The organism is Rhizobium sp. TAL182 (genome assembly GCF_002117725.1).
GTDB classification, from domain to species: domain Bacteria; phylum Pseudomonadota; class Alphaproteobacteria; order Rhizobiales; family Rhizobiaceae; genus Rhizobium; species Rhizobium esperanzae.
Genome location: NZ_CP021024.1, coordinates 1,981,338 through 2,003,817 on the forward strand (window position 1 = coordinate 1,981,338; position 22,480 = coordinate 2,003,817).

Annotated in this window: 18 protein-coding genes and 1 tRNA gene; 15 read left to right on the forward strand and 4 right to left on the reverse strand. The window is 60.4% G+C overall.

The annotated features are described in order from the left end of the window. The first annotated feature begins 82 nt into the window (after positions 1-82). A complete protein-coding gene (locus Tal182_RS09985; RefSeq protein ID WP_085859328.1) occupies positions 83-370 on the forward strand; it encodes a hypothetical protein in 288 nt (95 codons plus the stop codon). A gap of 54 nt (positions 371-424) precedes the next feature. Here the strand turns inward: Tal182_RS09985 and Tal182_RS09990 are convergent, their stop codons facing one another. Further along, entirely contained in the window at positions 425-763 is a 339-nt protein-coding gene (locus Tal182_RS09990; RefSeq protein ID WP_085859329.1) for a KTSC domain-containing protein, read from the reverse strand. Positions 764-875: 112 nt separating this feature from the next. Continuing rightward, complete coding sequence (locus Tal182_RS09995) at positions 876-1,139, reverse strand: hypothetical protein (RefSeq protein ID WP_085859330.1); 264 nt, start codon at positions 1,137-1,139, stop codon at positions 876-878. Positions 1,140-1,407: 268 nt separating this feature from the next. Between Tal182_RS09995 and Tal182_RS10000 the strand changes: the two genes are divergently transcribed. The 8 genes from Tal182_RS10000 (at position 1,408) to exoR (ending at position 11,833) form a co-directional block, all read left to right on the forward strand. After that, positions 1,408-1,481, forward strand: a tRNA-Cys gene (locus tag Tal182_RS10000). Between the two features lie 1,111 nt (positions 1,482-2,592). Then, positions 2,593-3,555: a sterol desaturase family protein gene (locus Tal182_RS10010; protein WP_085859332.1), complete on the forward strand. Its 963-nt coding sequence runs from the start codon at positions 2,593-2,595 to the stop codon at positions 3,553-3,555. Between the two features lie 359 nt (positions 3,556-3,914). Beyond that, a complete protein-coding gene (locus tag Tal182_RS10015) occupies positions 3,915-4,580 on the forward strand; it encodes a protein-L-isoaspartate O-methyltransferase (protein WP_170965919.1) in 666 nt (221 codons plus the stop codon). A gap of 265 nt (positions 4,581-4,845) precedes the next feature. After that, on the forward strand, positions 4,846-5,718 hold the full coding sequence (locus Tal182_RS10020) for a DUF2497 domain-containing protein (protein ID WP_085859333.1): 873 nt from the start codon (positions 4,846-4,848) through the stop codon (positions 5,716-5,718). Between the two features lie 117 nt (positions 5,719-5,835). Then, a complete protein-coding gene (locus tag Tal182_RS10025) occupies positions 5,836-8,679 on the forward strand; it encodes a valine--tRNA ligase (protein WP_085859334.1) in 2,844 nt (947 codons plus the stop codon). Positions 8,680-9,076: 397 nt separating this feature from the next. After that, positions 9,077-10,324: an OmpP1/FadL family transporter gene (locus Tal182_RS10030; protein WP_085859335.1), complete on the forward strand. Its 1,248-nt coding sequence runs from the start codon at positions 9,077-9,079 to the stop codon at positions 10,322-10,324. A gap of 287 nt (positions 10,325-10,611) precedes the next feature. Then, a complete protein-coding gene (locus Tal182_RS10035) occupies positions 10,612-11,019 on the forward strand; it encodes a hypothetical protein (RefSeq protein ID WP_245344843.1) in 408 nt (135 codons plus the stop codon). A gap of 19 nt (positions 11,020-11,038) precedes the next feature. Next, the gene (exoR, locus tag Tal182_RS10040) at positions 11,039-11,833 is read left to right on the forward strand and encodes an exopolysaccharide production regulator ExoR (RefSeq protein ID WP_085859337.1); all 795 of its coding nucleotides are present in this window, start codon (positions 11,039-11,041) and stop codon (positions 11,831-11,833) included. An 85-nt stretch (positions 11,834-11,918) separates the two neighbouring features. Here the strand turns inward: exoR and xth are convergent, their stop codons facing one another. Together xth and erpA are read right to left on the reverse strand one after the other, a co-directional pair. Then, on the reverse strand, positions 11,919-12,710 hold the full coding sequence (gene xth, locus Tal182_RS10045; protein WP_085859338.1) for an exodeoxyribonuclease III: 792 nt from the start codon (positions 12,708-12,710) through the stop codon (positions 11,919-11,921). Between the two features lie 228 nt (positions 12,711-12,938). After that, entirely contained in the window at positions 12,939-13,271 is a 333-nt protein-coding gene (erpA, locus tag Tal182_RS10050; protein ID WP_064810183.1) for an iron-sulfur cluster insertion protein ErpA, read from the reverse strand. Between the two features lie 221 nt (positions 13,272-13,492). Here erpA and Tal182_RS10055 point away from each other — a divergent pair, with 221 nt between their 5' ends. The 6 genes from Tal182_RS10055 (at position 13,493) to scpB (ending at position 22,458) form a co-directional block, all read left to right on the forward strand. After that, positions 13,493-14,710 carry a deoxyguanosinetriphosphate triphosphohydrolase gene (locus Tal182_RS10055; protein WP_085859339.1) on the forward strand — a complete coding sequence of 406 codons (1,218 nt, stop codon included), beginning with the start codon at positions 13,493-13,495 and terminating at the stop codon, positions 14,708-14,710. A gap of 63 nt (positions 14,711-14,773) precedes the next feature. Further along, positions 14,774-16,531 carry an arginine--tRNA ligase gene (gene argS / locus Tal182_RS10060; protein WP_085859340.1) on the forward strand — a complete coding sequence of 586 codons (1,758 nt, stop codon included), beginning with the start codon at positions 14,774-14,776 and terminating at the stop codon, positions 16,529-16,531. Positions 16,532-16,592: 61 nt separating this feature from the next. After that, positions 16,593-19,757 carry an SPOR domain-containing protein gene (locus Tal182_RS10065; RefSeq protein WP_085859341.1) on the forward strand — a complete coding sequence of 1,055 codons (3,165 nt, stop codon included), beginning with the start codon at positions 16,593-16,595 and terminating at the stop codon, positions 19,755-19,757. A 110-nt stretch (positions 19,758-19,867) separates the two neighbouring features. Next, on the forward strand, positions 19,868-20,881 hold the full coding sequence (gene nagZ / locus Tal182_RS10070; RefSeq protein WP_064802110.1) for a beta-N-acetylhexosaminidase: 1,014 nt from the start codon (positions 19,868-19,870) through the stop codon (positions 20,879-20,881). A gap of 18 nt (positions 20,882-20,899) precedes the next feature. Then, entirely contained in the window at positions 20,900-21,757 is an 858-nt protein-coding gene (locus Tal182_RS10075) for a ScpA family protein (RefSeq protein ID WP_085860903.1), read from the forward strand. After that, positions 21,754-22,458: an SMC-Scp complex subunit ScpB gene (gene scpB, locus Tal182_RS10080; protein WP_064810189.1), complete on the forward strand. Its 705-nt coding sequence runs from the start codon at positions 21,754-21,756 to the stop codon at positions 22,456-22,458. The genes Tal182_RS10075 and scpB overlap by 4 nt, the downstream gene beginning before the upstream one ends. Positions 22,459-22,480 lie beyond the last annotated feature (22 nt).

Consider the following 22,480-nt stretch of genomic DNA (forward strand, 5'->3'; position numbering starts at 1 on the left):
GACGTCCTGCGGGAACCGTGGATCGTTTTCTGCATTGGTGGTTTATGGAGCTGAAACGCACCACGATGATCCGGGTGAGGATATGAAGCCGTTGTTTATTGCAGTTTTCTCGGTGGCAGCGATCGTCTCAGCCACATCAGCCGAGGCCCAGGCCGTCGACAGTCGCGGTTTTGACGCAAGCGGTATCTGCCGCCGCCCCGAAGGCTGCGTCATCGATCAAGGCCAAGGCGGCTATAACGGGCCTCGCAACTATCGCAATTTTAACGGCCGCAACGAGCGCGACGGCAGCAACGATCGTGGTCGGGACGATCGCCGCTTCCGTTCCCAGAACAGGACCTCGCTTGAGAGCGTCGGTATCATCGTCGGCTGATCACGCAGGTCCGGTTGTCGAGTTCGACCTGTATGCATCCGGATGAATGCGATTCTAATTCGATCGCAGTTCGCTTTCCTCGAAAATCCCGCCATGGCCCTGATCGAGCTCAGTTGCCATCAAGAGACTGCAGGCGGCAAGAAGCAGAACGAGCTTCAGTCCGTGGACTGCCATCGAGACCGGTTGTCGACGGGCCGGTGAGACGCGCGATGGCGCGATATAATACCGGTAATAGAAGTGTGGATCGTCCGTTTCCAGAAGGTTCTGGTAGACATGTGGCGGAATGTTCGCATGTCTCACCGGCGCGGAACCAGCGAACTTTACGTGGAGATCCCGGGTCTCGACATCATATGCCGCACGTCCCTGCCTTTCTCTGAGGGCAGCCCATTCCATCGCAGCTCCTATCCCTCCCACGGCGATAAGATGGCGGGCAGGCGCTCTAAGTCAAGTTGGGAATTTGTTCAAATGCCGCCGGTGGTTCTTCGTGTCCCGAGTGGCAGGCAATTCACCAGGATCGGCCGGCGTCGAAATCTTCGCACTCTTCCTCTGTCATCTGGCGGTGGACAAACTTGCCGTCGACGACCTTGCGCATCACGTAGCCGGTAATCGGCATCTTCGTGTTGATGTCGGTGACAGGTTCGGTAACGAGGGCATAGCCCCACTCGTCTTCCTTGCCTCCGTTCACATAGATCATCGAGATGCGTTTGAGCGTGGCAAGCAGTGAAAAGAAGATGTCTTTGGCGGTCCCGCCGAATGTCGCGTCGTGCATGATTTCTCCCCAGAAAATGGGGATTAACCAAATCGGTTCGCGTTACAATCCTAACTATTTGGGGTGATGCCGAAAGGCCGGACTTTTATTGGTAATAGTTAATCGGCTATCATCATCCAAGCATAGAGCCGGTCCCACAGGATTGTCCGCAAACGCCTATTCGGAATGAAAAAAGGATCACATTCAGAATGAAAGGTCTTGCGCTCATTCTAGAGCTGGTCTAAATCGCGGCCACCACACGATATTTTTCGATGTCGGTCACAGGTGAGGCCTCGTGGCGGAGTGGTGACGCAGAGGACTGCAAATCCTTGTACCCCGGTTCAATTCCGGGCGAGGCCTCCAAAATATTCCCTGAGAAAAGCAGCGGCTTAGCAAAAGGCTCGGGGCTTCCGGGGCCTTTCATGTGCCATTCATGTGTGCCACAAAATTTTACCAACAATTACAACGAATTTTCCGCGAGGCACATTTGGCTCCCGGCAGCTCCACGGCACATGCCTGAGCGTGATGTTCAGCGGCACGGTCCACCGTCAACATCTATCGCACGAACGGGAGGAGATCGGGAAGAAGCTGCTGACGGAAGGCATTGCTCGCAGCTGGAACCCGAGGCGACGCAACGATTGGTGTGGCTGAGGTCGAAAAGGGATGGCCGCCCACCCCGCTAAGCTGCGGCGGGTTTTTTTTGTCCAGCTCCGGAACCGCATCGGGACAATAATGGTTAACTCCCCGGATCGCGGGAGAAAGCCAGTACCTTCAGATCGCATAATGCCTTCCTCTTAGCGATCCACCCCATCCTAGAGTGAGGTCGTGCGGAGGCAATTTTCCGGTCAGCTCCCAAAGCGACGCTCCGCGCGACCCGGCACTTTCGATATTTCACGCACCTTGTTTTTCGCCAGTGACGCGATGATGGCGTCGAGCTGTCGGGTCGTTTCCTTCGGCCGCGCGCTAGAAATCGACCCGAAAACGTTAAGGAAGCGCTATCGCCGCGAGCTGGTCATCGGCGCCCCGAAACTGGAAGCTGCTCTGATCGGCCACCTTCTCCGCCTTGCCGACGACAAAGGTGATGTTGCGTTGGAATGTCGATGCCGGATCTATCGACCGTGTTCGGCCGAAACGCCAATGCCAAAAAAAGCCCTGCCTTAGGTAGGACGGGGCTGGTTATGGGTTGCGATGGGCCGCACATCGAAGTGTCGAGCGGCTGCTGTGGAACAAATCTCAGCACGGCCCGAGGTCTTACGATCGGCGGTGCCCATTGTAGTTCTTTTTATAAGCCTTTCGGCCGGCCATGTAATTCCAGCAGCTTTTCGTAGTGCTCCTCGACCCTCCTACATGCCTCCGGGACTGCACTTCCACCGCCGGTAATACATCAAAAGGACGCCCCGATCGTCCTTTGAGCAATCTGGCAAAAGCGCATCGTCAGAACTAAGCTGTACGGGTTCGTGTTTGGAGCAGGGCCATGGAGCTGGTCGAATACTGCCTGCACAAGCTTGGAAGTTTTTTTTACGGCACTTACTATCTGAATGGTAGGGCAATGGCGCTCAGTTTCGCCATTTCCATTGGCCTGGTCCTGACGGTTTTCGCGGTGGAACTCACCTGTGTGGGGTTCGGCAATTCCGGATTCCGTCGGGTTTTCTTCGAACGCAGCAAATCCACAATCACCGACATCGTCTATTTCGTCCTTCAGGCGACGGGAATGATTACGCTATTCGCGGCGCTCGCATCATTTGGTCTGTCCTATGCCATCACCCGCGCGGCTCAGGATGCCCCCCACCTGGACCTTGCCCGGAGGCTGCCAGGTTGGGCACATGTTCTCTTGTTCCTAATGCTGTCAGACTTCTTGAGTTACTGGCAGCATCGGTTGATGCACCGGCTGCCGGCACTATGGCGGCTGCACGAATTTCACCACGCAGCCGAAGAGTTCAACGCGCTGACTTCGTCGCGGGAGCATCCGCTGGAGAAGGCCATAAACATGGCCATTATGGTCGTTCCGGCGCTGCTTATCGGCCTGCCAACGGCCGAATTCGCCATCGTGACCATCACCTTTGGCGCCATTGGTCTGGTCAAGCACAGTGCCATTCCCTGGCATGGCTGGTTTGGCAAATACGTGATCCAGTCACCACGCGACCACTTCATCCATCACTCCCGAGTGCCGGAACATCACGACAAGAATTTCGCCAATTATTTCCCGGTCTGGGATCATTTGTTCGGCACCTATTACGAGGGCGATGCAGGCGGTGCAAAGCTCGGTCTGGACCGCGACTACTTCAACCAAACCGATCCGTTCCGCGAAAGCATCGCCACAGAAATCCGTTTCTTCCAACGCGCGGGGCAAGCTGCCAAGGCCAAGTGCGGCATAAGTCCCATAAGCGGAAAACCTGCCTCGCCGCCGGGGCTGTCGGGCCCGGAACAGCGCCGATAGCGCGAAGCTGGCATCGCTCTTCCGCCGGAGTTGCTTCGGCGCTCGATCTCCTCAGGTCGTTTCACCGTCCAGCAGCCCGCAGCAGAAGATGCCGACGAGCGCTGCGACGATAAGGAAATCGAACAGCGTGAAATATTCGAAAATCGCAGACATTGGCCTGCTCCTCCTAATTTCCTCCGCTGCAAATCATAACATGAAGGGGCAGGGCGTTCCACGCTTGCGTTGCAGCCCTTGCCCTCCTGTGGCGCGAAAGAGCCGCCTGGCGGATTCTTTTCGCCGACCGTTGCCAAGCCTTGAAAGCATCCGTGGCGGAGATTAAGAGACAAGGGACAGGAACCGCTTTTCAAGAGCGAGAGGACATGATGGATTTCGAAGCAGCGCGCGCAAAGATGGTCGACACCCAAATCCGCACCACGGATGTTACCTCGCATTCCGTGCTGACGGCTTTTCTCGCGGTGCCGCGCGAGGCTTTCGTGCCGGAGAAGTCAAAGCTTCTCGCCTATATCGACAACGACGTCGAAATATCGGCCGCCGCACCGGGCAAGCCGGCCCGCTTCCTGATGGAGGCCTCGCCGCTCGCCAAGCTGCTGCAGCTGGCCGCCATCGGCAAAGACGATTTCGTGCTCGAGGTCGGGTGCGGCACGGGATATACATCGGCGCTGCTGTCGATCATCGCTGGCTCGGTGATTGCACTCGAATGCGACGAGGCGCTGGCTGCCGAAGCGAAGGCAAAGCTTGCCGGCTATGGCAAGGTCGAGGTTGTGACCGGCCCTCTCGAAAAGGGCTACGCCGCCGGCGCCCCTTATGATCTGATCTTCGTCAACGGCGCGGTCGAGGAGGTTCCGGCCGCTCTTCTCGGTCAGCTGCGCGATGGCGGCCGTCTGGTCACCGTCGAAGGGCACGGCAATGCCGCTCGTGCCAAGGTCTTCGTCGCCGAGCGCGGCGCCATCTCGGAGAACGTCTTCTTCAACGCTTCGGTCAAGCCGCTGCCGGGTTTCGCCAAGGCGCGCGAATTCGTTTTCTGACACTCTTCTCCCAGTTGGATTCGAGCGACGGGCGCCATTGGCGCCCGTTTTTGTCAGTGCTGCGGAAAAGCCTTCACAAACATCATTTATTCTGAGGCTGTCGTCTCCGAATGCCGGCGGCAAGCATTGGGTAACAAAACTGTGCATGGCCGCATTCAATTGATTCGCGATGATTTTTTTCGCGTCTGGGGTATTCTAAAGTCGTGGTGATTCGGATGAACGCTCCACACCGTCCGATCGTTGTGTTGGGATAACGGGGATAGATATGGCTCAGCCAAGTGTAGCGCGTGAACCGTCCATGGAAGAAATTCTGGCCTCCATCCGCCAGATCATCGAAAGCAATGAACCCGGCGCCGGCAAGGCGATTTCAGCTTCCGTGCCGCCGGTTTACGGCGCCGACGACGACGAAAACGGCTCCGAAATCCATCTGACGGTGGATGACACCTATGCCGGCGTGGAGTTTCCCGAACCGGCCATGCGCTCTTCCGATCCGCGTTTCGTCGCCGCCAATTCGGCCGGCACCGCCCCTGAGGCCGAAGCTCCGGCCCGCGCGCTGTCGCTTGCCGATGTCGCAGCCCGCGTGCGCGCCGCCTCCGAGCGCAGCGCCGTGCAGGCCGGTCAAGCCTTGCGAGAAATTCCGAGCGGCTTCCGCCAGCCGGAGCCGCAGCCAGCCGTGATGCCGGAGCCGCCGCGCGCTACAAGTCCACAGCCGCAGCCGACACAGCCCGTTTTTGCCGCTGCCGCAGCAGCCGTTTCCTCTGGTCCCGTCCAACAGCCGGCAGAACCGACGCTTGCCGAAACACCGCGTGTCGCCGTCGCCGAGCAAGCCGCTGCTGCCGCCGAAACTGCGCCGCCGGCTTTGGAGCCCGCTCCTTCGTCGACCGAGCGTTTCCTGCCGAGCGTTGTCGAGGAGGTCCAGCCGGCCCTGCTTTCGGAAGATGCCGGTCTGCAGATCAGCCGCTCCTTCGAGGAGCTTGCCGCGGCGATCGACGGTGCCGAGCGCCGCTCGCTGGACGAGATTGCCGAGGACATGCTGCGACCGATGCTGCGTGAATGGCTTGATGACAATCTGCCGACTCTGGTCGAACGGCTGGTGCGCGAGGAAATCGAGCGCGTGGCGCGCGGCCCGCGCCGCTGATCGGATTGATTTTTCCTGGAAAAGCCGCTCCGGTTTCCGGGGCGGCTTTTTTATTGACTTGGCCGTGGCCATCCTATTTACAAACGCCCATCCTCGAACCTCGAAATTGGTCAGAAAATGCTCGACAAGACCTATGATTCCGCTGCCGTCGAACCGAAAATCGCCGCGAAATGGGATGAGGCGGATGCCTTCCGCGCCGGCGCGAACGCCAAACCGGGGGCCGAGACCTTCACCATCGTGATCCCGCCGCCAAACGTCACCGGTTCGCTCCATATGGGGCACGCGCTCAACAATACGCTGCAGGACATCATGGTGCGCTTCGAGCGCATGCGCGGCAAGGACGTGCTCTGGCAGCCGGGCATGGATCACGCGGGCATCGCCACCCAGATGGTCGTCGAGCGCAAGCTGATGGAGCAGCAGCTGCCGGGCCGCCGCGAGATGGGCCGCGAGGCCTTCATCGACAAGATTTGGGAGTGGAAGGCAGAATCGGGCGGCCTGATCTTCAACCAGCTGAAGCGCCTCGGCGCGTCCTGCGACTGGTCACGCGAGCGCTTCACCATGGACGAAGGCCTGTCGCAGGCCGTTCTCGAGGTTTTCGTCACACTCTATAAGGAAGGCTTGATTTACAAGGACAAGCGCCTCGTCAATTGGGACCCAAAACTCCTGACGGCGATTTCCGACATGGAGGTCGAACAACACGAGGTGAAGGGCCATCTCTGGCATCTGCGTTATCCGCTCGAGCCGGGTGTCACCTATCAATATCCAATCGCCTTCGACGAGGAAGGCAAGCCGACTGAGTTCGAGACGCGTGACTATATCGTCGTCGCCACGACGCGGCCGGAGACGATGCTCGGCGATACCGGCGTTGCCGTGAACCCCGAAGACGAGCGTTACAAGCCGATCATCGGCAAGCACGTCATCCTGCCGATCGTCGGCCGCAGGATTCCGATCGTCGCCGATTCCTATGCTGATCCGACGGCCGGCACAGGCGCGGTGAAGATCACACCTGCCCATGATTTCAACGACTTTGAAGTCGGCAAGCGCGCGAAGCTGCGGGCGATCAACGTCATGAACGTCGATGGCACCATTGCCATCAAGGACAATGAAGATTTCCTTGAAGGTCTAGACAATCCTGCGGCGCTGCATGGCGCCTGGGACCGTCTGGAAGGGCAGGACCGTTTCTATGCGCGCAAGGTGATCGTCGAGATCTTCGAAGAGGCCGGCCTTGTCGACAAGATCGAGCCGCACAAGCATATGGTCCCGCATGGCGACCGCGGCGGCGTGCCGATCGAGCCGCGGCTGACGGAACAATGGTTTGTCGACAACAAGACATTGGGGCAGCCTGCCCTGGAGTCCGTTCGGGAGGGAAGAACCAGATTTATTCCCAGGAACTGGGAAAACACTTATTTCAACTGGCTGGAGAACATCGAGCCCTGGTGCATTTCCCGCCAGCTCTGGTGGGGCCATCAGATTCCCGCATGGTATGGTCCCGACGGTCAGGTCTTCGTCGAAAAGACCGAGGAAGAGGCGCTGCAGGCTGCGATCCAGCATTACCTCTCGCACGAAGGGCCGATGAAGGCCTATATCGAGGACCTGCTCGAAAACTTCAAGCCTGGTGAAATCCTGACGCGTGACGAGGACGTGCTCGACACCTGGTTCTCTTCTGCACTCTGGCCTTTCTCGACGCTCGGCTGGCCCGACGAGACGCCGGAACTTGCGCGTTACTACCCGACGAATGTCCTCGTCACCGGTTTCGATATCATCCCGTTCTGGGTCGTTCGCATGATGCAGATGGGCCTGCACTTCATGAAGGACGAGAATGGCGACCCCGTCGAACCCTTCCATACAATCTATATTCACGCACTGGTGCGCGATAAGAACGGGCAGAAGATGTCCAAGTCGAAGGGCAACGTCATCGACCCCCTGGAACTGATCGACGAATACGGCGCCGACGCGCTGCGCTTCACCCTGGCGATCATGGCCGCACAGGGCCGCGACGTGAAGCTCGATCCTGCCCGCATCGCCGGCTACCGCAATTTCGGCACCAAGCTCTGGAACGCCACGCGCTTTGCCGAGATGAACGGTGCCAAGAGCGATCCACACTTCGTGCCGGAGGCCGCCGAGCTCACCATCAACCGCTGGATCCTGACGGAGCTTGCCCGTACGGAACGTGACGTTACGGAAGCGCTTGAAGCCTTCCGCTTCAACGATGCCGCCGGCGCGCTCTATCGTTTCGTCTGGAACGAAGTCTGCGACTGGTATCTCGAGCTTCTGAAGCCGGTCTTCAGTGGCGATGACGAGGGCGCCAAGGCCGAAGCCCAGGCCTGCAGCGCCTATATTCTCGAAGAGATCTACAAGCTCTTGCACCCCTTCATGCCCTTCATGACCGAAGAGCTTTGGGCGCATACCGCAGGCGAAGGCAAGGAACGCGACATGCTGGTCTGCCATGCCGAATGGCCGGCGCCGTCCTATGCCGATGACGCAGCCGCTGACGAGATCAACTGGCTGATCGATCTCGTCTCCGGCATCCGCTCCGTGCGCGCCGAAATGAACGTGCCGCCGTCGGCGACCGCACCGCTGGTCGTCGTCAAGGCCAACAATCTCACGCGCGAAAGGCTGTTCCGCCACGACGCCGCCATCAAGCGGCTTGCCCGCGTGGAAGCGATATCGCTCTCCGACGATGCGCCGAAGGGCGCAGCCCAGATTGTCGTCGCCGAAGCCACCGTCTGCCTGCCGCTCGGCAATCTGATCGACCTTGCTGCCGAAAAGGCCCGCCTGGAAAAGGCGATTGCCAAGATGGACGGAGAAATCGCCCGCATCAATGGCAAGCTTTCCAACGAGAAGTTCGTCGCCAACGCCAATCCCGAGGTGGTCGAGGCCGAGCGCGAGCGTCTCGATGAGTTGAAGGGGCAGATCGCCAGCTTGAAAACCGCGCTTTCCAGGGTCAGCGAAGCCGGATAAATTTCATTGCCAATTTTGGTAAGTTATTTCAAAGGCGCGCCCGCTTCGGGCGCGTCTTTTGTCGTGTGAGGCACGCTTGATTCGGTCTGGAGCGCGGCTGATTTGAGGCGCTGAGCCTGTGGATTTTGGCTTTACGACTATCCATTTGGTGAAAACTGCCACTGTTGTCGGATTGATACAGCTTCTGCAATGTTTGGAATGAAAACCCAAAAGCATACCTCAAAATCGATAGCTCTAGAATAAAATTTTATTAACCAGATTTTTTGACGTGTCCGTCAATTTCTTTACGTAAGTTAGCCACTGCAATGCCTGGGAGCGCCGCGGTGGGGCGCGTTGCCATGTCGAGTGAACGCTTACTAAAGTGGCGTACATCAATTGCTGGAGTGGGGGAGACACAATGGCATCGCGTATGTTTTCCAAGGGCGTAACGTCGCTCGTTCTTCTTTCGGCGCTTGCCTCGCCGTCCTTTGCCGGCGGCCTGGAGCGCGGCGGCTATAACATCGATCAGCTGTTCGATACGTCGCCTTTCTCGTTTCAGTCGGGCGTGACCTACGTCACGCCGCAGCGCAAGCTGAAGGATGTCCGAGACGCGAATACGTCGATACTGACAGGAGGCGGCAATCTGAACAGCCGTCCAGCCACGGCTGACGATACCTCAAATTACACCATCCCCTATATTGGTTTTAAGGCTGGTTTTGGCGATGCAGTCGACTGCCTCGTTGACTATTCGGAGCCCTTCGGCGCGCATACCGACCCCGGCGTGAACTGGGCCGGCGCCAACGATAACATTGAGACAGAGATCAAAACCCGCAACTATGGCGGCACCTGCTCCTATCGTTTTGATGTCGGCCCTGGGCAGCTTCGCTTCATTGGCGGCGCTTTTTATCAGGAAGTCGAAGGCTTCAAGGAACGTCTGGTTTCAACGCTTCCGCTTCTGCTCGGGACTGGCACCGGCGTCGGTCGCCTGGATATCGACGATAGCGGCTGGGGCTGGCGCGCCGGTCTTGCTTACGAGATTCCGGAATATGCGATGCGTGCGAGCCTCGTCTATAACAGTCGCGTCAAGTACGATGACCTGTCCGGGACTGTTGATCTCCGTCAGGTTCCGGTTGTGCCGCTATATGGGGGCCTAGTCACACCTGTTTCCGGTTCCGCCGAAGCGCCGGATTCGCTGGAGCTGAAGCTGCAAAGCGGTATTGCTCCGGATTGGCTTGCATTCGGGTCGGTTAAATGGACGAATTGGAGCGTCCTGCAGTCGGTAGCATTCTGCCCGACCAACGGCTTGCCTTGCCCAGCGGGTGGTCTAACCTCGCTCGACCTTCTTTATCGTGATGGTTGGACGATCTCCGGCGGTGTGGGCCACAAGTTCAATGAGCAGTGGGCCGGTGCAGTCAGCCTGACATGGGATCGCGGCACCAGCCAGGGCTATGGCGCGCAGACAGACAGCTGGACACTCGGTCTCGGTGCGGCCTATACGCCGACCGAACATATCGAATGGCGTTTTGCAGGTGCCGTGGGCGTGTTGACGAGCGGTTCGTCTGGTGCTGTGACCCGGAATGGCGTCACATACGGAGATGATGTCTCCTATTCCTTTGACGATGATCTGGTCGCTGCACTGTCGACAAGTATAAAGATCAAGTTCTAATTCCACGTTTTGAAGAATTGAGGAGCCCGGCACTGCCGGGCTCTTCTTTATGTGCGCCCATTAATCATGTTATTTTCTGGTCTCGTTTTGTGACGATTCAGCAACAGTTTTTTACGATGAATGGCGTATGGTGGCGATGGGGTGAATTTGTCCATTTCCCGCCACAAAGAGAGCGCAGCGGTATTTGCGGGCGAGGTGATGGCAGACTTACGGTGCGTGTAATCAGTAGCATGAGTCGATTTTTTTCCGGTAACAGCAGATCGTACGGCGCAAGTGGCGACAGCCGCATGATTGCGGCCGTTTTTCTTTCCGGACAAGGCTATTGCGACCATAAATTCGACCTCACGATCATGCCATCTATCCATCCATCGCCGTCGTTCTTTGCCCGTTCGAACAGGCAGGCGAGCTTAACGGCAGATGCCGATACCGGTTTGGTCACATTTGGTAATTACGAATGCGATAAAGGCGGGAAGGCGGATGGCGCGCCCGTCGAAAGAGCGCCGAGAAGGTTGCAGGCGGGCCGTGCCGGGAGCCGGGTGGTCCTGAATGATGTGCTGAAAATTCGGCCTTTTGGAAAAGGCCTATGGGCTGGATGCGACGCGGGCAAAGGGGCCATGGAGCTCGCCGCGGGATCGCTCGCCTTGAAAGAACACATCCGCGGTATGCCCGGCGTCAGCGCCGGCTGCGCGCGATGAACGAAAGAAATCGGTTGAAATGGTAACGTCCGAGTTCAAACTGTTCAAATTCATGCTGGTGAGCATGTGGGTGGCAATATCGCTGTCCGGCCCGGTTCACGCTTTCGACATCAAGAGCGACGTCAGCAAGGAGTCCGGTCCTTTCGATCTGTTCAAGTTCGGCTTCAAGGCCTACAAAAACGGACAGAAAGAGGAGGCGGTCGAAGCCTACAAATACGCCGCCGAAAAAGGCCATACCGGCTCGCGCTGGGCGCTCGCCAACATGTACGCCGACGGTGACGGTGTTACCCAGGACGATTTTGAAGCCTTCAAGATCTACAGTGAGATCGCCCAGCAGGGTGTCGAACCCGGCTCGGAAGATACCGGCTTCTTCGTCAACGCGCTCCTCTCGCTCGCCAATTACTACAAGCATGGTATTGCCGGCAGCCCCGTCAAGATCGATCTCGCTCAGGCGCGCCAGCTCTATTTCCAGGTGGCTTCCACCTTCGGCGTTCCCGAAGCACAGTTCCAGCTGGCGCAGATGATGCTGGCCGGCGAGGGCGGCAACGCTAGTCCGCAGCAGGCGAAAAAATGGCTGAACCAGGCTCGTAAGAGTGGTCATCCCGGCGCCATGGCGATTTTCGGAAATATCCTATTCGACGAAGGCCAGACGGCCCGCGGTCTCGCGCTGATGACCGCCGCTCTCGACCGCTGCAAGCCGAAGGATTGCAGCTGGATGGAAGCGCTGCAGGAGCAGGCCTTCTCGGTTGCCAATGAGGCCGACCGTCGCACGGCAGTTTCGCTGTCGCACGCCATTGCGAGCGGTTCCGACTGACGCTTTCCGTTCAGCGCCACGCGGCATTCAACCGGTGCATCTCCATCGCGCCCCTGAAATGACGCGCAGCCATGGGCTCGGAATGTCAGGCTACGAAATCGAAATAGGCGATCACCGGTACGTGGTCGGACGGCTTTTCCCAGGCCCGTACATGTTTTTCGATTGCCGCGGACGTCATCCGGTCGGCCGCTTCCGGTGACAGCAGCAGGTGGTCGATGCGGATGCCGTTGTTCTTCGGCCATGCACCTGCCTGATAATCCCAGAAGGAATAGAGACGCGTCGCGTCCGTCGTCGCGCGCACCGCATCGGTCAAGCCGAGATTTTCAAGTCTGCGGAATGCCTGCCGCGTCTGCGGCAGAAACAGCGCATCGCTTTCCCAGACCCTGGGATCGAAGCAGTCGTGCGGTTCGGGGATGACGTTGTAATCGCCGGCAAGCACCAGCATCTCTTCATAGGCCAGCCGTTCGGCCGCAAAGCTCCTCAGACGCTCCATCCAGGCGAGCTTATAGGGGTATTTCTCGGTGTCGGCGGGATTGCCGTTCGGGAGATAGATGCAGCAGACGCGCAGGATGCGCGTGTCGGGCAGCGTGAACACCGCTTCCAGGAAACGCGCCTGTTCGTCCAGCGGGTCGCCGGGCAGGCCGCGGTTGACTTCAAAAGGTGAAGTCTTGGAGAGGATCGCGACGCCGTTGAATCCCTTCTGGCCGTGCGTCTCGACATGATAGCCGAGCGCTTCGATCTCCAGCCGGGGAAAGCCTTCGTCGATCGTCTTGATCTCCTGCAGGCAGACGATATCGGGATCGGAATCCTTGAGCCATTGTGTGAGATTGTCGATGCGCGCCTTGACGCCGTTGATGTTCCAGGTCGCGATCTTCATGCTCTGTCCCGTTCGCTAGGGCATGTCGCGCAAAACTGTGCGGCGGTTTTTGCGATTCACGACACGCGGAAAATCAAAGAGCTAAAGCGTGGTAAGCGAATCTGAAAGATCGCGACGCGCTTCAGTGCGCTCCTTTTATCGCGGTCTTTCGCCGCTGGACAAGCCGATAAACCGGCTGGAAGCAATTCTTCCGCCGGTCGTTGGGGACAACGCTGTATGTTCGGATATTCAGATCGAGAAGCTGGTGCCGCAGCCGCAGCTTGCCACCGCATTCGGGTTCTTGATCTGAAAAGATTGGCCAAGCAGGTTGTCGACGAAGTCGATCTCGGACCCTGCCATATAGACGAGCGACAGGCTGTCGATCAGCACCTTCGCGTCATTCTTTTCGACGACGACGTCGTCATCCTCAGCGCTGTCGGCAAGGTCGAACTTGTAGGAAAAGCCCGAACAGCCGCCGCCTTCGACGGAAACGCGCAGCGCGCTCTTGCCGGCCTCAGCACTGATGATGGCGGCGATACGCTTTGCCGCGGCATCCGAAAGAGTTACACTCGTATCCGTCATATTTCCTCCTGCCGGGGTCAAGATCCGGAGAGAATGGGTTTTGGCACTCGAATGTTCAAATGCCTGATATCAAAGGAACTTACCATGATCTTCGCGAAAAGGCCATGATGCGCCGAAGCGGTCGGCGAACACCGCTTTGCCGTTTCGTCGGGCTATAGGTATGAAGAGGGCAACGCGGCGTCAATGGGCAGATGCGGCAACAGGCAGAATGGCGGTGAAGAATGACGGTTGACAGGCGAGCTTTAGGTTTCGGCGGCAGCGAGAGGGCGGTCTATGCGGCCGACCCGTGGACGACGCGTGGGCGTCTCTATCCGGAAGACAGCAGTCCGACTCGCTCCGATTTCCAACGCGACCGCGACCGCATTGTCCATACCACCGCCTTCCGCCGGCTGAAGCACAAGACCCAGGTTTTCATCGCCCAGGACGGCGATCACTACCGCACTCGGCTGACGCATACGATCGAGGTGGCGCAGATTGCCCGTGCGCTTGCCCGCGCCCTGAAACTCGACGAGGATCTGGCCGAGGGCGTGGCGCTGGTGCACGATTTCGGCCACACGCCGTTCGGCCATACCGGCGAGGACGCGCTGCACGAGGTGCTGCTGCCCTATGGTGGCTTCGACCACAATGCCCAATCGCTGCGCATTGTGACCAAGCTGGAGCGGCGATATGCCGAATTCGACGGCATCAATCTGACATGGGAAAGCCTCGAAGGCCTCGTCAAGCACAATGGTCCGTTGCTGACGCCGGAAGGGGCCGGCACGCGCGGCCCGGTTCCGCAGCCGATCCTTGATTATTGCGAATTGCACGATCTCGAGCTCGCGACTTATGCCAGCCTGGAAGCCCAGGTCGCGGCGATCGCCGACGACATCGCCTATAACACCCATGATATCGACGACGGCCTGCGCTCCGGCTATCTGAGTTTCGACATGCTGGAGGAAATTCCCTTTCTTGCCGGGTTGATGGCGGAGGTGAGGGGGCGCTATCCGCATCTGGAACCGAGCCGATTCACCCACGAGATCATGCGCCGCCAGATCACCCGCATGGTCGAGGACGTCATCGGCGTCGCGCAGCAGCGCCTTGCCCTTCTTCGTCCCGAGAGTGCTGCCGACATCCGCGGCGCCGACCGGGTTATCGCCACCTTTTCCGAAGAGATGGCCGAAACCGACAGGCAGATTAAGGCGATGCTCTTCAAGCGCATCTACCGCAATCCCGATATCATGCGCATCCGCGCCGGTGCTGCCCAGATCGTCACGGACCTCTTTGCCGCCTACATGGCCAGTCCCAAGGAGATGCAGAGCCATTACTGGGTCGATCATATCGCGGGGCTCGCCGATGCGCCGAAGGCTCGCCATGTCGGCGACTACCTCGCCGGCATGACCGACACCTATGCGATCAGTGCCCATAGGCGATTGTTTGACCACACTCCGGATTTGCGATAGGCAGCGGTCGCCCGCCGAAGGCCGATTAGCGCCTTTGGCACAGCCTATGCATGGAAGAGTGCGATGAACCTTTTTACCGACTTCGAAGCCAGGATCAAAACCGCCCTTGAACAGATCGATCTGGTCAGGGAAAAGCGATCTGAGCTCGATTTCGGCCGCATCGCAGTCGAACCGCCGCGCGATGCGAGCCACGGCGACGTTGCGACCAACGCCGCGATGGTGCTGGCGAAGCCGCTCGGCACCAATCCTCGCGCCCTTGCAGACGTCATCATCGCAAAGCTTAAGGAGGACGCCGACGTCGCCGATGTTTCGGTGGCAGGTCCCGGTTTCATCAACATCCGTCTCGCCGTCGGCTATTGGCAGCGGCTGCTGGCTTCCATCATCGGCGCCGGCATCGACTATGGCCGCTCGACCCTCGGCGAAGGCCGCAAGGTCAACGTCGAGTATGTCTCGGCCAATCCGACCGGCCCGATGCATGTCGGTCATTGCCGCGGCGCCGTCGTCGGCGATGCGCTCGCCAACCTGCTTGCCTTTGCCGGTTATGGCGTCGAAAAGGAATATTACATCAACGATGCCGGTTCGCAGATCGACGTGCTGGCCCGCTCGGTCTTCCTGCGTTATCGCGAAGCGCTCGGCGAACGGATCGGCGAAATCCCTTCGGGCCTTTATCCCGGAGATTATCTCGTGCCCGTCGGCCAGTCGCTTGCCGCCGATTACGGTGTCCGGCTGCACAATATGCCGGAAGAGGAATGGATGCCGATCGTCAAGGATCGCACCATCGACGCGATGATGGTCATGATCCGCGAAGATCTGGCGGCGCTGAACGTCCATCACGACATCTTCTTTTCCGAGCGCACCCTGCATGCCAATGGAGCGGCGGCGATCCGCACGGCGATCAACGACCTGACCTTCAAGGGTTACGTCTACAAGGGCACGCTGCCGCCGCCGAAGGGCCAGCTTCCTGAAGACTGGGAAGATCGCGAGCAGACGCTGTTCCGCTCGACCGAGGTTGGCGACGACATGGACCGGCCGCTGATCAAGTCGGACGGCTCCTATACCTATTTCGCCGCCGACGTCGCCTACTTCAAGAACAAGTTCGATCGTGGTTTCGACGAGATGATCTATGTGCTTGGCGCCGACCATGGCGGCTACGTCAAGCGCCTGGAAGCGGTTGCACGCGCCGTTTCGGAGGGTAAGGCGAAGCTGACGGTGCTGCTCTGCCAGCTCGTCAAGCTCTATCGCAACGGTGAGCCGGTGAAGATGTCGAAACGTTCGGGCGATTTCGTCACGCTTCGGGACGTCGTCGAGGAAGTCGGCCGTGATTCGGTCCGCTTCATGATGCTTTACCGTAAGAATTCCGAACCACTCGACTTCGATTTCGCCAAGGTGACGGAGCAGTCGAAGGATAATCCGGTTTTTTACGTGCAGTATGCGCATGCCCGCTGCATGTCGGTCTTCCGGCAGGCAAGAGAGGCTTTTCCCGGCCTCGATGTTTCGCCCGAGGATCTTGCGAAAGCCGTTGCAGGCATTGGCGATCCGGCCGAATTGCAGCTGGTCGCCAAGCTTGCCGAATTCCCGCGTATCGTCGAGGCGGCAGCCCAGTCGCAGGAGCCGCATCGCATCGCATTTTACCTCTACGACCTCGCCAGTGCGTTCCACGCGCACTGGAACAAAGGTAAAGATCAGCCGGAATTACGATTTGTTAATGATAAAAACCGAGAATCAAGTATTGCCAGACTTGGGCTGGTGTACGCCGTCGCGTCGGTTTTGAAGTCGGGACTTGCCATTACAGGCACTGCCGCACCTGACGAAATGCGATAACGTCACCATTTACCCACAATGCGCTGGCATTTGAGCGTTGGCGTTTGCGAGTGGGATAGGCATGGCTGAGAAACAATTTGCGTATGATACGCGCGGAAAAGACGATCTGTTTGCCGACGACGATCCGTTGGCCGAACTTGCCCGGATCGTCGGTTTCGAGCCGCGTGTTGCAGCGAATACCGTAAGCGACGCCGCCCGGCGCGAACCTGCCTTCGATCTGGAGGATGAGCTCGGGCGGGAATTCGATCGCTACGATTCACCACGTCCGCTGGCCGAACTCGATCGGCCGGCCGAGCCGATCTCCGACGGCGTCGCTTCCGAAGACTATGTCGAGCCCATTCTCGATGTTTCTCCCGCTGCCGTAAGCGTGGATGTTCCGGAGCCCGTCTCCGTTGGTCCCGTCGCCGCAGAAGAGGCTGCCCAGCCTTCGGCAAGGAACTGGGACGTTGCCGCTGCCGACCGGGCGGCCGGTCCGCAGCAGCTGTCCGTCGATCCTGTTTCCGAGGTGCCAGCTCAAACCGCTATCGGCGGCGCCCGCGACCTGATCGAGGAACTCGAATTGTCGATCGGTACAGCGCCGGTCTCTTCGCTGGCGCAGTCCGCCAAAGCCCCGCAATGGTCGGCTGCGAGCATCAGGCTGCCGCTCGCCAATTTTCACGCCCCGAAACGTGAGGAGCCGGTGACGGTTGTCGAACCGGCCCCCGAAGCAGTCGCTGCGCCTGCGACTGAAGCAGTCGCTGAACCGATGGCTGAAGCAGCGGTTGCCGATCTTGCCTCGGCGGAGCCGGAGCCCGTTATCGAGCAGTCGGCGCCCGTTGCCGCTGTCGAACCTCCCGAGGAGTTCGAATCCGCGACGCCGTCGTTCGGCTTCCCCGCCGAGCTCGATCGCCACGATGAGGCAATTGCGCCGCAAGAAACTGCTGAAGCCCAGGAATTCGTTGAAGTCGAGGATGATCTGGAAGAGTTCGGCTCCGACGCCGGTTTCGATCTTGCAGCCGCCATCGACGGCGAGATCCAGGCCGATGCCGCGCTGACCGAGGTCGGACCTGAAGTTCCGCATACCGCCGGCACCTTCGATGTCGATGACCTGCTGGCCGACGTCTCGCGCTATCCTGTGCCCCGCCCGGTATTGCAGCGCGCCAATCTGGCGCCGGTTGCGCCGGAGCCCGCTCCCGTCGAAGTCGCCCCGGTCGCTGCCGCACCGGTCCAGCCCGAGGCGATCGCGCCCGCGCCGATCCTGTCCGCTCCTATCGAAATGGCGCCTGCCTATGCTGCCGAAGCCGCAAGGCCGGTCGCGCCACAGCCTGCCGCGGTCACGCAGCCCCGACCTGTCGCAACGGCCTATTCACGGGCGCCGCAGCCCGCGCCGGAAGCCGATGATCCCTTCGCGGGCCACGATTTCGAACTGGACCTCGCCGGTATCGAGCTGGAACTTGCCGATCTCGATTTTTCCGAAGCAGCCGAGCCTGCGCCGCGGCCAAAGGCGCAGCCGGCGCCCGCCGCGCCCCAGCAGGAGGCAACGCCTGAGTACCCGCAGGCCACTGTCCCGGCGCAGCCCGCGCCGGCCCCGGTTTCCGAGCAGCCGGCCCCAGCTCCGGCTCCGGCTTTCAACTGGGCACCTGCCGCAGAGGCGTCCGCCGCTGAATCGACCGAAGATCTGCCCTTCGATCCGGCGATGATCTCCGATCCGGAGGATCGTCCCGAGACGGTGGACGACATGCATGTGCCGGCGCTGCCGCCGGTCGAGCAGCCCGCTCCGATCGCGAAAACCGCAGATTTCGATTTCGATCTCGATGCAGAGATTGCGAGCTTTTTCGAGCCGGCCAAACCGCGCCAAACGGCGGCGTCCGCCCGTAATATGGCTGCCGCTGCGGCAACGCCGGTCAAGCCGACCATTGCCGACGGTCTCGACGATTTCGAACGGGCGCTGGAGGAGGATTTCCGCCGCAGCGTGCGCGAGCCGGTCGAACGCCGGGAGACCTCCGAGGTCCATATCGAGTCGGCAAGCCAGGCCGCTGATTTCAGCCGCGCCCGGTCGATGCGCCGGCTGCTGGCCGGGGCCGTCGTGCTGGTGGTCTTCGCTGGCGTCGGTTATGGCGTCTATTCCTCCGTCTGGAACGGCGAAGGGCTCGGCATTGTCTCTTCCGGCGAGCCGCGTGTGATCACGGCCGACAAGGAGCCGGTCAAGGTCGTTCCGGAAAATCCCGGCGGTAAGACGGTGCCGAACCAGGATAAGGCCGTCTACGACCGCGTTGCGGGTTCTGCCGAGGAGCCGAAGCAGAAGGCGCTCGTCTCCTCGGACGAGGCGCCGGTCGATGTTGTCCAGCGCACCTTGACGCCGGAAGCATTGCCGGAAGATGACGAGAGCGCCGGCGCTGATGATCGGGTCACGCCGACCGCAGTTGGCGAGACGGAGGATCCGCGTCTGTTGCCGAACCACGCCAACGCCGACGACGCTTCTGCAAGTGACGCCGACAAGACGCCATCCGTTTCGCCGCGCAAGGTCCGCACGATGATCGTCAAGCCTGACGGCACACTGGTCGCCCGCGAGGAGTCCGCACCGGTCGACCAGCCGGCGCCGCCTCCTCAGCCGATGCCGTCAGTTACGGCGCAGTCGGCCCCGTCTGCGCCGCCGGCTGCCGGATCGGCTGCGAGCTTCCCGGCAAGCGCCGAGATTGCTTCCGCCGATGCGCGTTCTGCAGCACCAGTTCAAACCGCGCCGGCACAGCCGTCGCCTGCCGCAAGTGCCGATGGGCAGGCGGCAAATCCCGCACCGGTCGATGCGCCGGTACGGCCGGTCAAGACGGCAACGATCGCCGATACGGCCCCGGTTCCGATCGCCCGCCCGGCCGATCAGCCTGTCAACGTCGTTAGCACTGTTACCGATAAGGGCAATGTCCGCACGCCCGCGCAGCAGCCGAAGCCGACGCAGGTCGCCTCGGCAACGCCGGCCGCCGCCCAGCCGCAGCAAGCCGCATCCGCAGGCGGCTACGGCCTCCAGATCGCTTCGCTGCCTTCGGAGGACGAGGCGAATAAATCTTATGCAAACCTGTCGAAGAAATTCGCGGGCGTGCTTGGCGGCCGCGCCCATGAGATCCGCAGGGCCGATATCGCCGGCAAGGGCACTTTCTACCGTGTCCGCATCCCGGTCGGCTCCAAGGATGAGGCCGCAGCGCTCTGCGAACAGTATCGCGCAGCGGGCGGAAGCTGCCTGATCTCCAAATAACATCGGCCATTGAGTTATGAGAGCGGCGAGCCGGATCGGCCCGCCGCTCTTTTTTGTGCATCGCGCCCGCGCTTGCTCGCATTTGGCCAGCCGCTGTTTATGATTCTTCTATGACCGAATCAAAAGCGATGATCCTTGGCTGCAGTGGCCTTGCCCTCACATCCGAAGAAAAGGCCTTTTACCGGGACGAACGGCCCTGGGGCTTCATCCTCTTCGGGCGCAATATCTCCGAAGCGGGCCAGATCACCGATCTCGTCGCCGAACTGCGTGACAGCGTCGGCTGGCATGCGCCGGTGCTGATCGATCAGGAGGGCGGTCGCGTCCAGCGCATCCGTCCGCCGGTTCTGCCGCGTTATCCCTCAGGCCAGGCGCTCGGCGATGTCTATCGCCGCGACCCGGCGCTCGGGCTGCGCGCCGCCTGGGTGATGTCGCGCCTGCATGCCTTCGACCTGTCGAACCTTGGCATCAATGTCGATTGCCTGCCGGTTCTCGACGTGCCGGTCGAAGGCAGCAGCAACGTCATTGGCGACCGCGCCTATGGTGGCGATCCAAAGACGGTTATCGCAATGGGACGGGCGGCCGGCGAGGGGCTGAAGGCCGGCGGCTTGCTGCCTGTTATGAAGCATATGCCCGGCCACGGTCGCGGCTTTGCCGATTCACATCTGGAGCTGCCTGTCGTCACCGTCTCGCGCGATGAGCTGGAGGCCCATGATTTCCCGCCTTTCATCGCGATGAAGGACGAGTTGATGGCAATGACCTGCCATCTCGTCTTCACATCAATCGACCCTGGCAATCCGGCGACGACCTCGCGCAAGGTGATCGACGGCGTTATCCGCGAGCACATCGGTTTTAGCGGTCTGCTGCTTTCCGACGACAGTTCGATGAATGCTCTTTCCGGCACGATCGGTGAACGGGCGGCGAATATCATTGCAGGAGGATGCGATATCGTGCTGCATTGCAATGGCCATATGGACGAGATGCGGGATGTCGTGGCAAATGTTCCGCCGCTCACCGGTTTTTCGCTTGCCCGCGCAAAAGCGGTAGAAGCAGGCTTTGCCGCTCCGGATGCTGCCGATGAGGCGGAGTTGAGGGCGGAATTCGAGGCGATGTTTGTGTCGGTGTGATCGTAGGAGAGCAGGGTGGTGAGCACGGTCAAGGGCTCGGAACGTCCGCAGGCGGCAACGCCGATGGACAAGCTGTGGCAGGACAACGGCGCCGAGCGTGCCAGCCACGAGCCGGCGCTGGTGATCGACGTCGCCGGTTTCGAAGGCCCGCTCGACCTGCTGCTCTATCTCGCCCGCAACCAGAAGGTCGACCTGTCGCGCATTTCCGTGCTGGCGCTCGCCGAACAATACCTGCAGTTCGTCGAAAGCGCTCGGCGCATCCGCATCGAGCTTGCCGCCGATTATCTCGTCATGGCGGCCTGGCTTGCCTATCTCAAGTCGCGGCTGCTCATTCCTCAGCAGGTCAAGGATGATGGCCCCTCGGGCGAGGAGATGGCGGCAACGCTTGCCTTCCGCCTGAAACGTCTCGAAGCCATGCGCCAGGCGGCGGAAGGCCTCGTCAACCGCAACCGTCTCGGCCGCGATATCTTCGCGCGCGGCGCGCCCGAGCATATTCCCGACCGGCAGCAGTCGGCTTATGTGGCGAGCCTCTACGATCTCCTGACCGCCTATGCGGCGCTGCGCCAGCGCCACGCCATCACCCAGGTGACGATCGAGAGGCGCAATGTCTGGTCGTTGACCGATGCCCGCGAGCTGCTCACCCAGATGATCGGCGAGGTCGGCGACTGGACGGCGATGGAGCATTATCTGCTGCGTTATCTCGCCGCGCCCGAGGAGCGCGTCACGGCGATCGCCAGCGCCTTCGCTGCGTCGCTGGAACTGGTGCGCGAGGGCAAGCTCGAAATCCGTCAGGACGGAGCCTTTCAGCCGATATACATGCGTCGCGGCCCGAAGCATGCCACCTTGCAGGTGGTGGAACAGGAGCGGTCAGCTTGATCGATCTGGAGAACGACGAGGATTTCGGGGACGAGGGCCGCGACTTGCAGGCCGAGATCGAGGCCGAGCGCATCGCTGAAGCCTTGGTTTTCGCCTCCTCGCAGCCGGTCCCCGAAAGCTTCCTGGCCGAACGCCTTCCCAGGGACACAGACGTGCGCGCGGTCATGCTGCGCCTGAAAGAGCAATACGCGCCACGCGGCGTCAATCTCGTGCAGGTCGAGGGCGCCTGGGCCTTCCGCACCGCCGCCGATCTCTCCTTCGTCATCCGCCGCGATGACAATGAGGTAAAGAAGCTATCGCGCGCCGCGCTGGAGGTGCTCGCGATCATCGCCTATCACCAGCCGGTGACGCGTGCCGAGATCGAGGATATCCGCGGCGTTCAGACCTCGCGCGGCACGCTCGACGTGCTGATGGAAGCCGGTTGGGTGCGGTTTCGCGGCCGCCGGCGCACGCCCGGCCGGCCGGTGACTTTGGGCACGACGCGCGATTTTCTCGACCATTTCGGCCTGGAAGAATTGCGCGATCTGCCGGGTCTCGAAGAATTGAAGGGAGCGGGCCTGCTGTCTGGCCGTATCCCGGCGAACTTCAATATTCCCTCGCCGTCGATGAACGACGAATTGACCGAGGACGAAGACCCCATTACCCAGATGGATCTCGAAGAACTGGGGTTGCTTGCCCCGCGTTCTACCTCCGAAGATTGAAGGACTTCGTCTTGCTTTTGCC

What these genes read in the sequence shown, in the direction of transcription:
- Tal182_RS09985 (WP_085859328.1), top strand. Translation starts at nt 83, where the DNA reads ATGAAGCCGTTGTTTATTGCAGTTTTCTCGGTGGCAGCGATCGTCTCA.
- Tal182_RS10065 (WP_085859341.1), top strand. Translation starts at nt 16,593, where the DNA reads ATGGCTGAGAAACAATTTGCGTATGATACGCGCGGAAAAGACGATCTG.
- Tal182_RS10035 (WP_245344843.1), top strand. Translation starts at nt 10,612, where the DNA reads ATGATTGCGGCCGTTTTTCTTTCCGGACAAGGCTATTGCGACCATAAA.
- Tal182_RS10015 (WP_170965919.1), top strand. Translation starts at nt 3,915, where the DNA reads ATGATGGATTTCGAAGCAGCGCGCGCAAAGATGGTCGACACCCAAATC.
- exoR (WP_085859337.1), top strand. Translation starts at nt 11,039, where the DNA reads ATGGTAACGTCCGAGTTCAAACTGTTCAAATTCATGCTGGTGAGCATG.
- Tal182_RS09990 (WP_085859329.1), bottom strand. Translation starts at nt 763, where the DNA reads ATGGAATGGGCTGCCCTCAGAGAAAGGCAGGGACGTGCGGCATATGAT.
- erpA (WP_064810183.1), bottom strand. Translation starts at nt 13,271, where the DNA reads ATGACGGATACGAGTGTAACTCTTTCGGATGCCGCGGCAAAGCGTATC.
- argS (WP_085859340.1), top strand. Translation starts at nt 14,774, where the DNA reads ATGAACCTTTTTACCGACTTCGAAGCCAGGATCAAAACCGCCCTTGAA.
- Tal182_RS10020 (WP_085859333.1), top strand. Translation starts at nt 4,846, where the DNA reads ATGGCTCAGCCAAGTGTAGCGCGTGAACCGTCCATGGAAGAAATTCTG.
- Tal182_RS09995 (WP_085859330.1), bottom strand. Translation starts at nt 1,139, where the DNA reads ATGCACGACGCGACATTCGGCGGGACCGCCAAAGACATCTTCTTTTCA.
- nagZ (WP_064802110.1), top strand. Translation starts at nt 19,868, where the DNA reads ATGACCGAATCAAAAGCGATGATCCTTGGCTGCAGTGGCCTTGCCCTC.
- Tal182_RS10025 (WP_085859334.1), top strand. Translation starts at nt 5,836, where the DNA reads ATGCTCGACAAGACCTATGATTCCGCTGCCGTCGAACCGAAAATCGCC.
- xth (WP_085859338.1), bottom strand. Translation starts at nt 12,710, where the DNA reads ATGAAGATCGCGACCTGGAACATCAACGGCGTCAAGGCGCGCATCGAC.
- Tal182_RS10055 (WP_085859339.1), top strand. Translation starts at nt 13,493, where the DNA reads ATGACGGTTGACAGGCGAGCTTTAGGTTTCGGCGGCAGCGAGAGGGCG.
- Tal182_RS10010 (WP_085859332.1), top strand. Translation starts at nt 2,593, where the DNA reads ATGGAGCTGGTCGAATACTGCCTGCACAAGCTTGGAAGTTTTTTTTAC.
- Tal182_RS10030 (WP_085859335.1), top strand. Translation starts at nt 9,077, where the DNA reads ATGGCATCGCGTATGTTTTCCAAGGGCGTAACGTCGCTCGTTCTTCTT.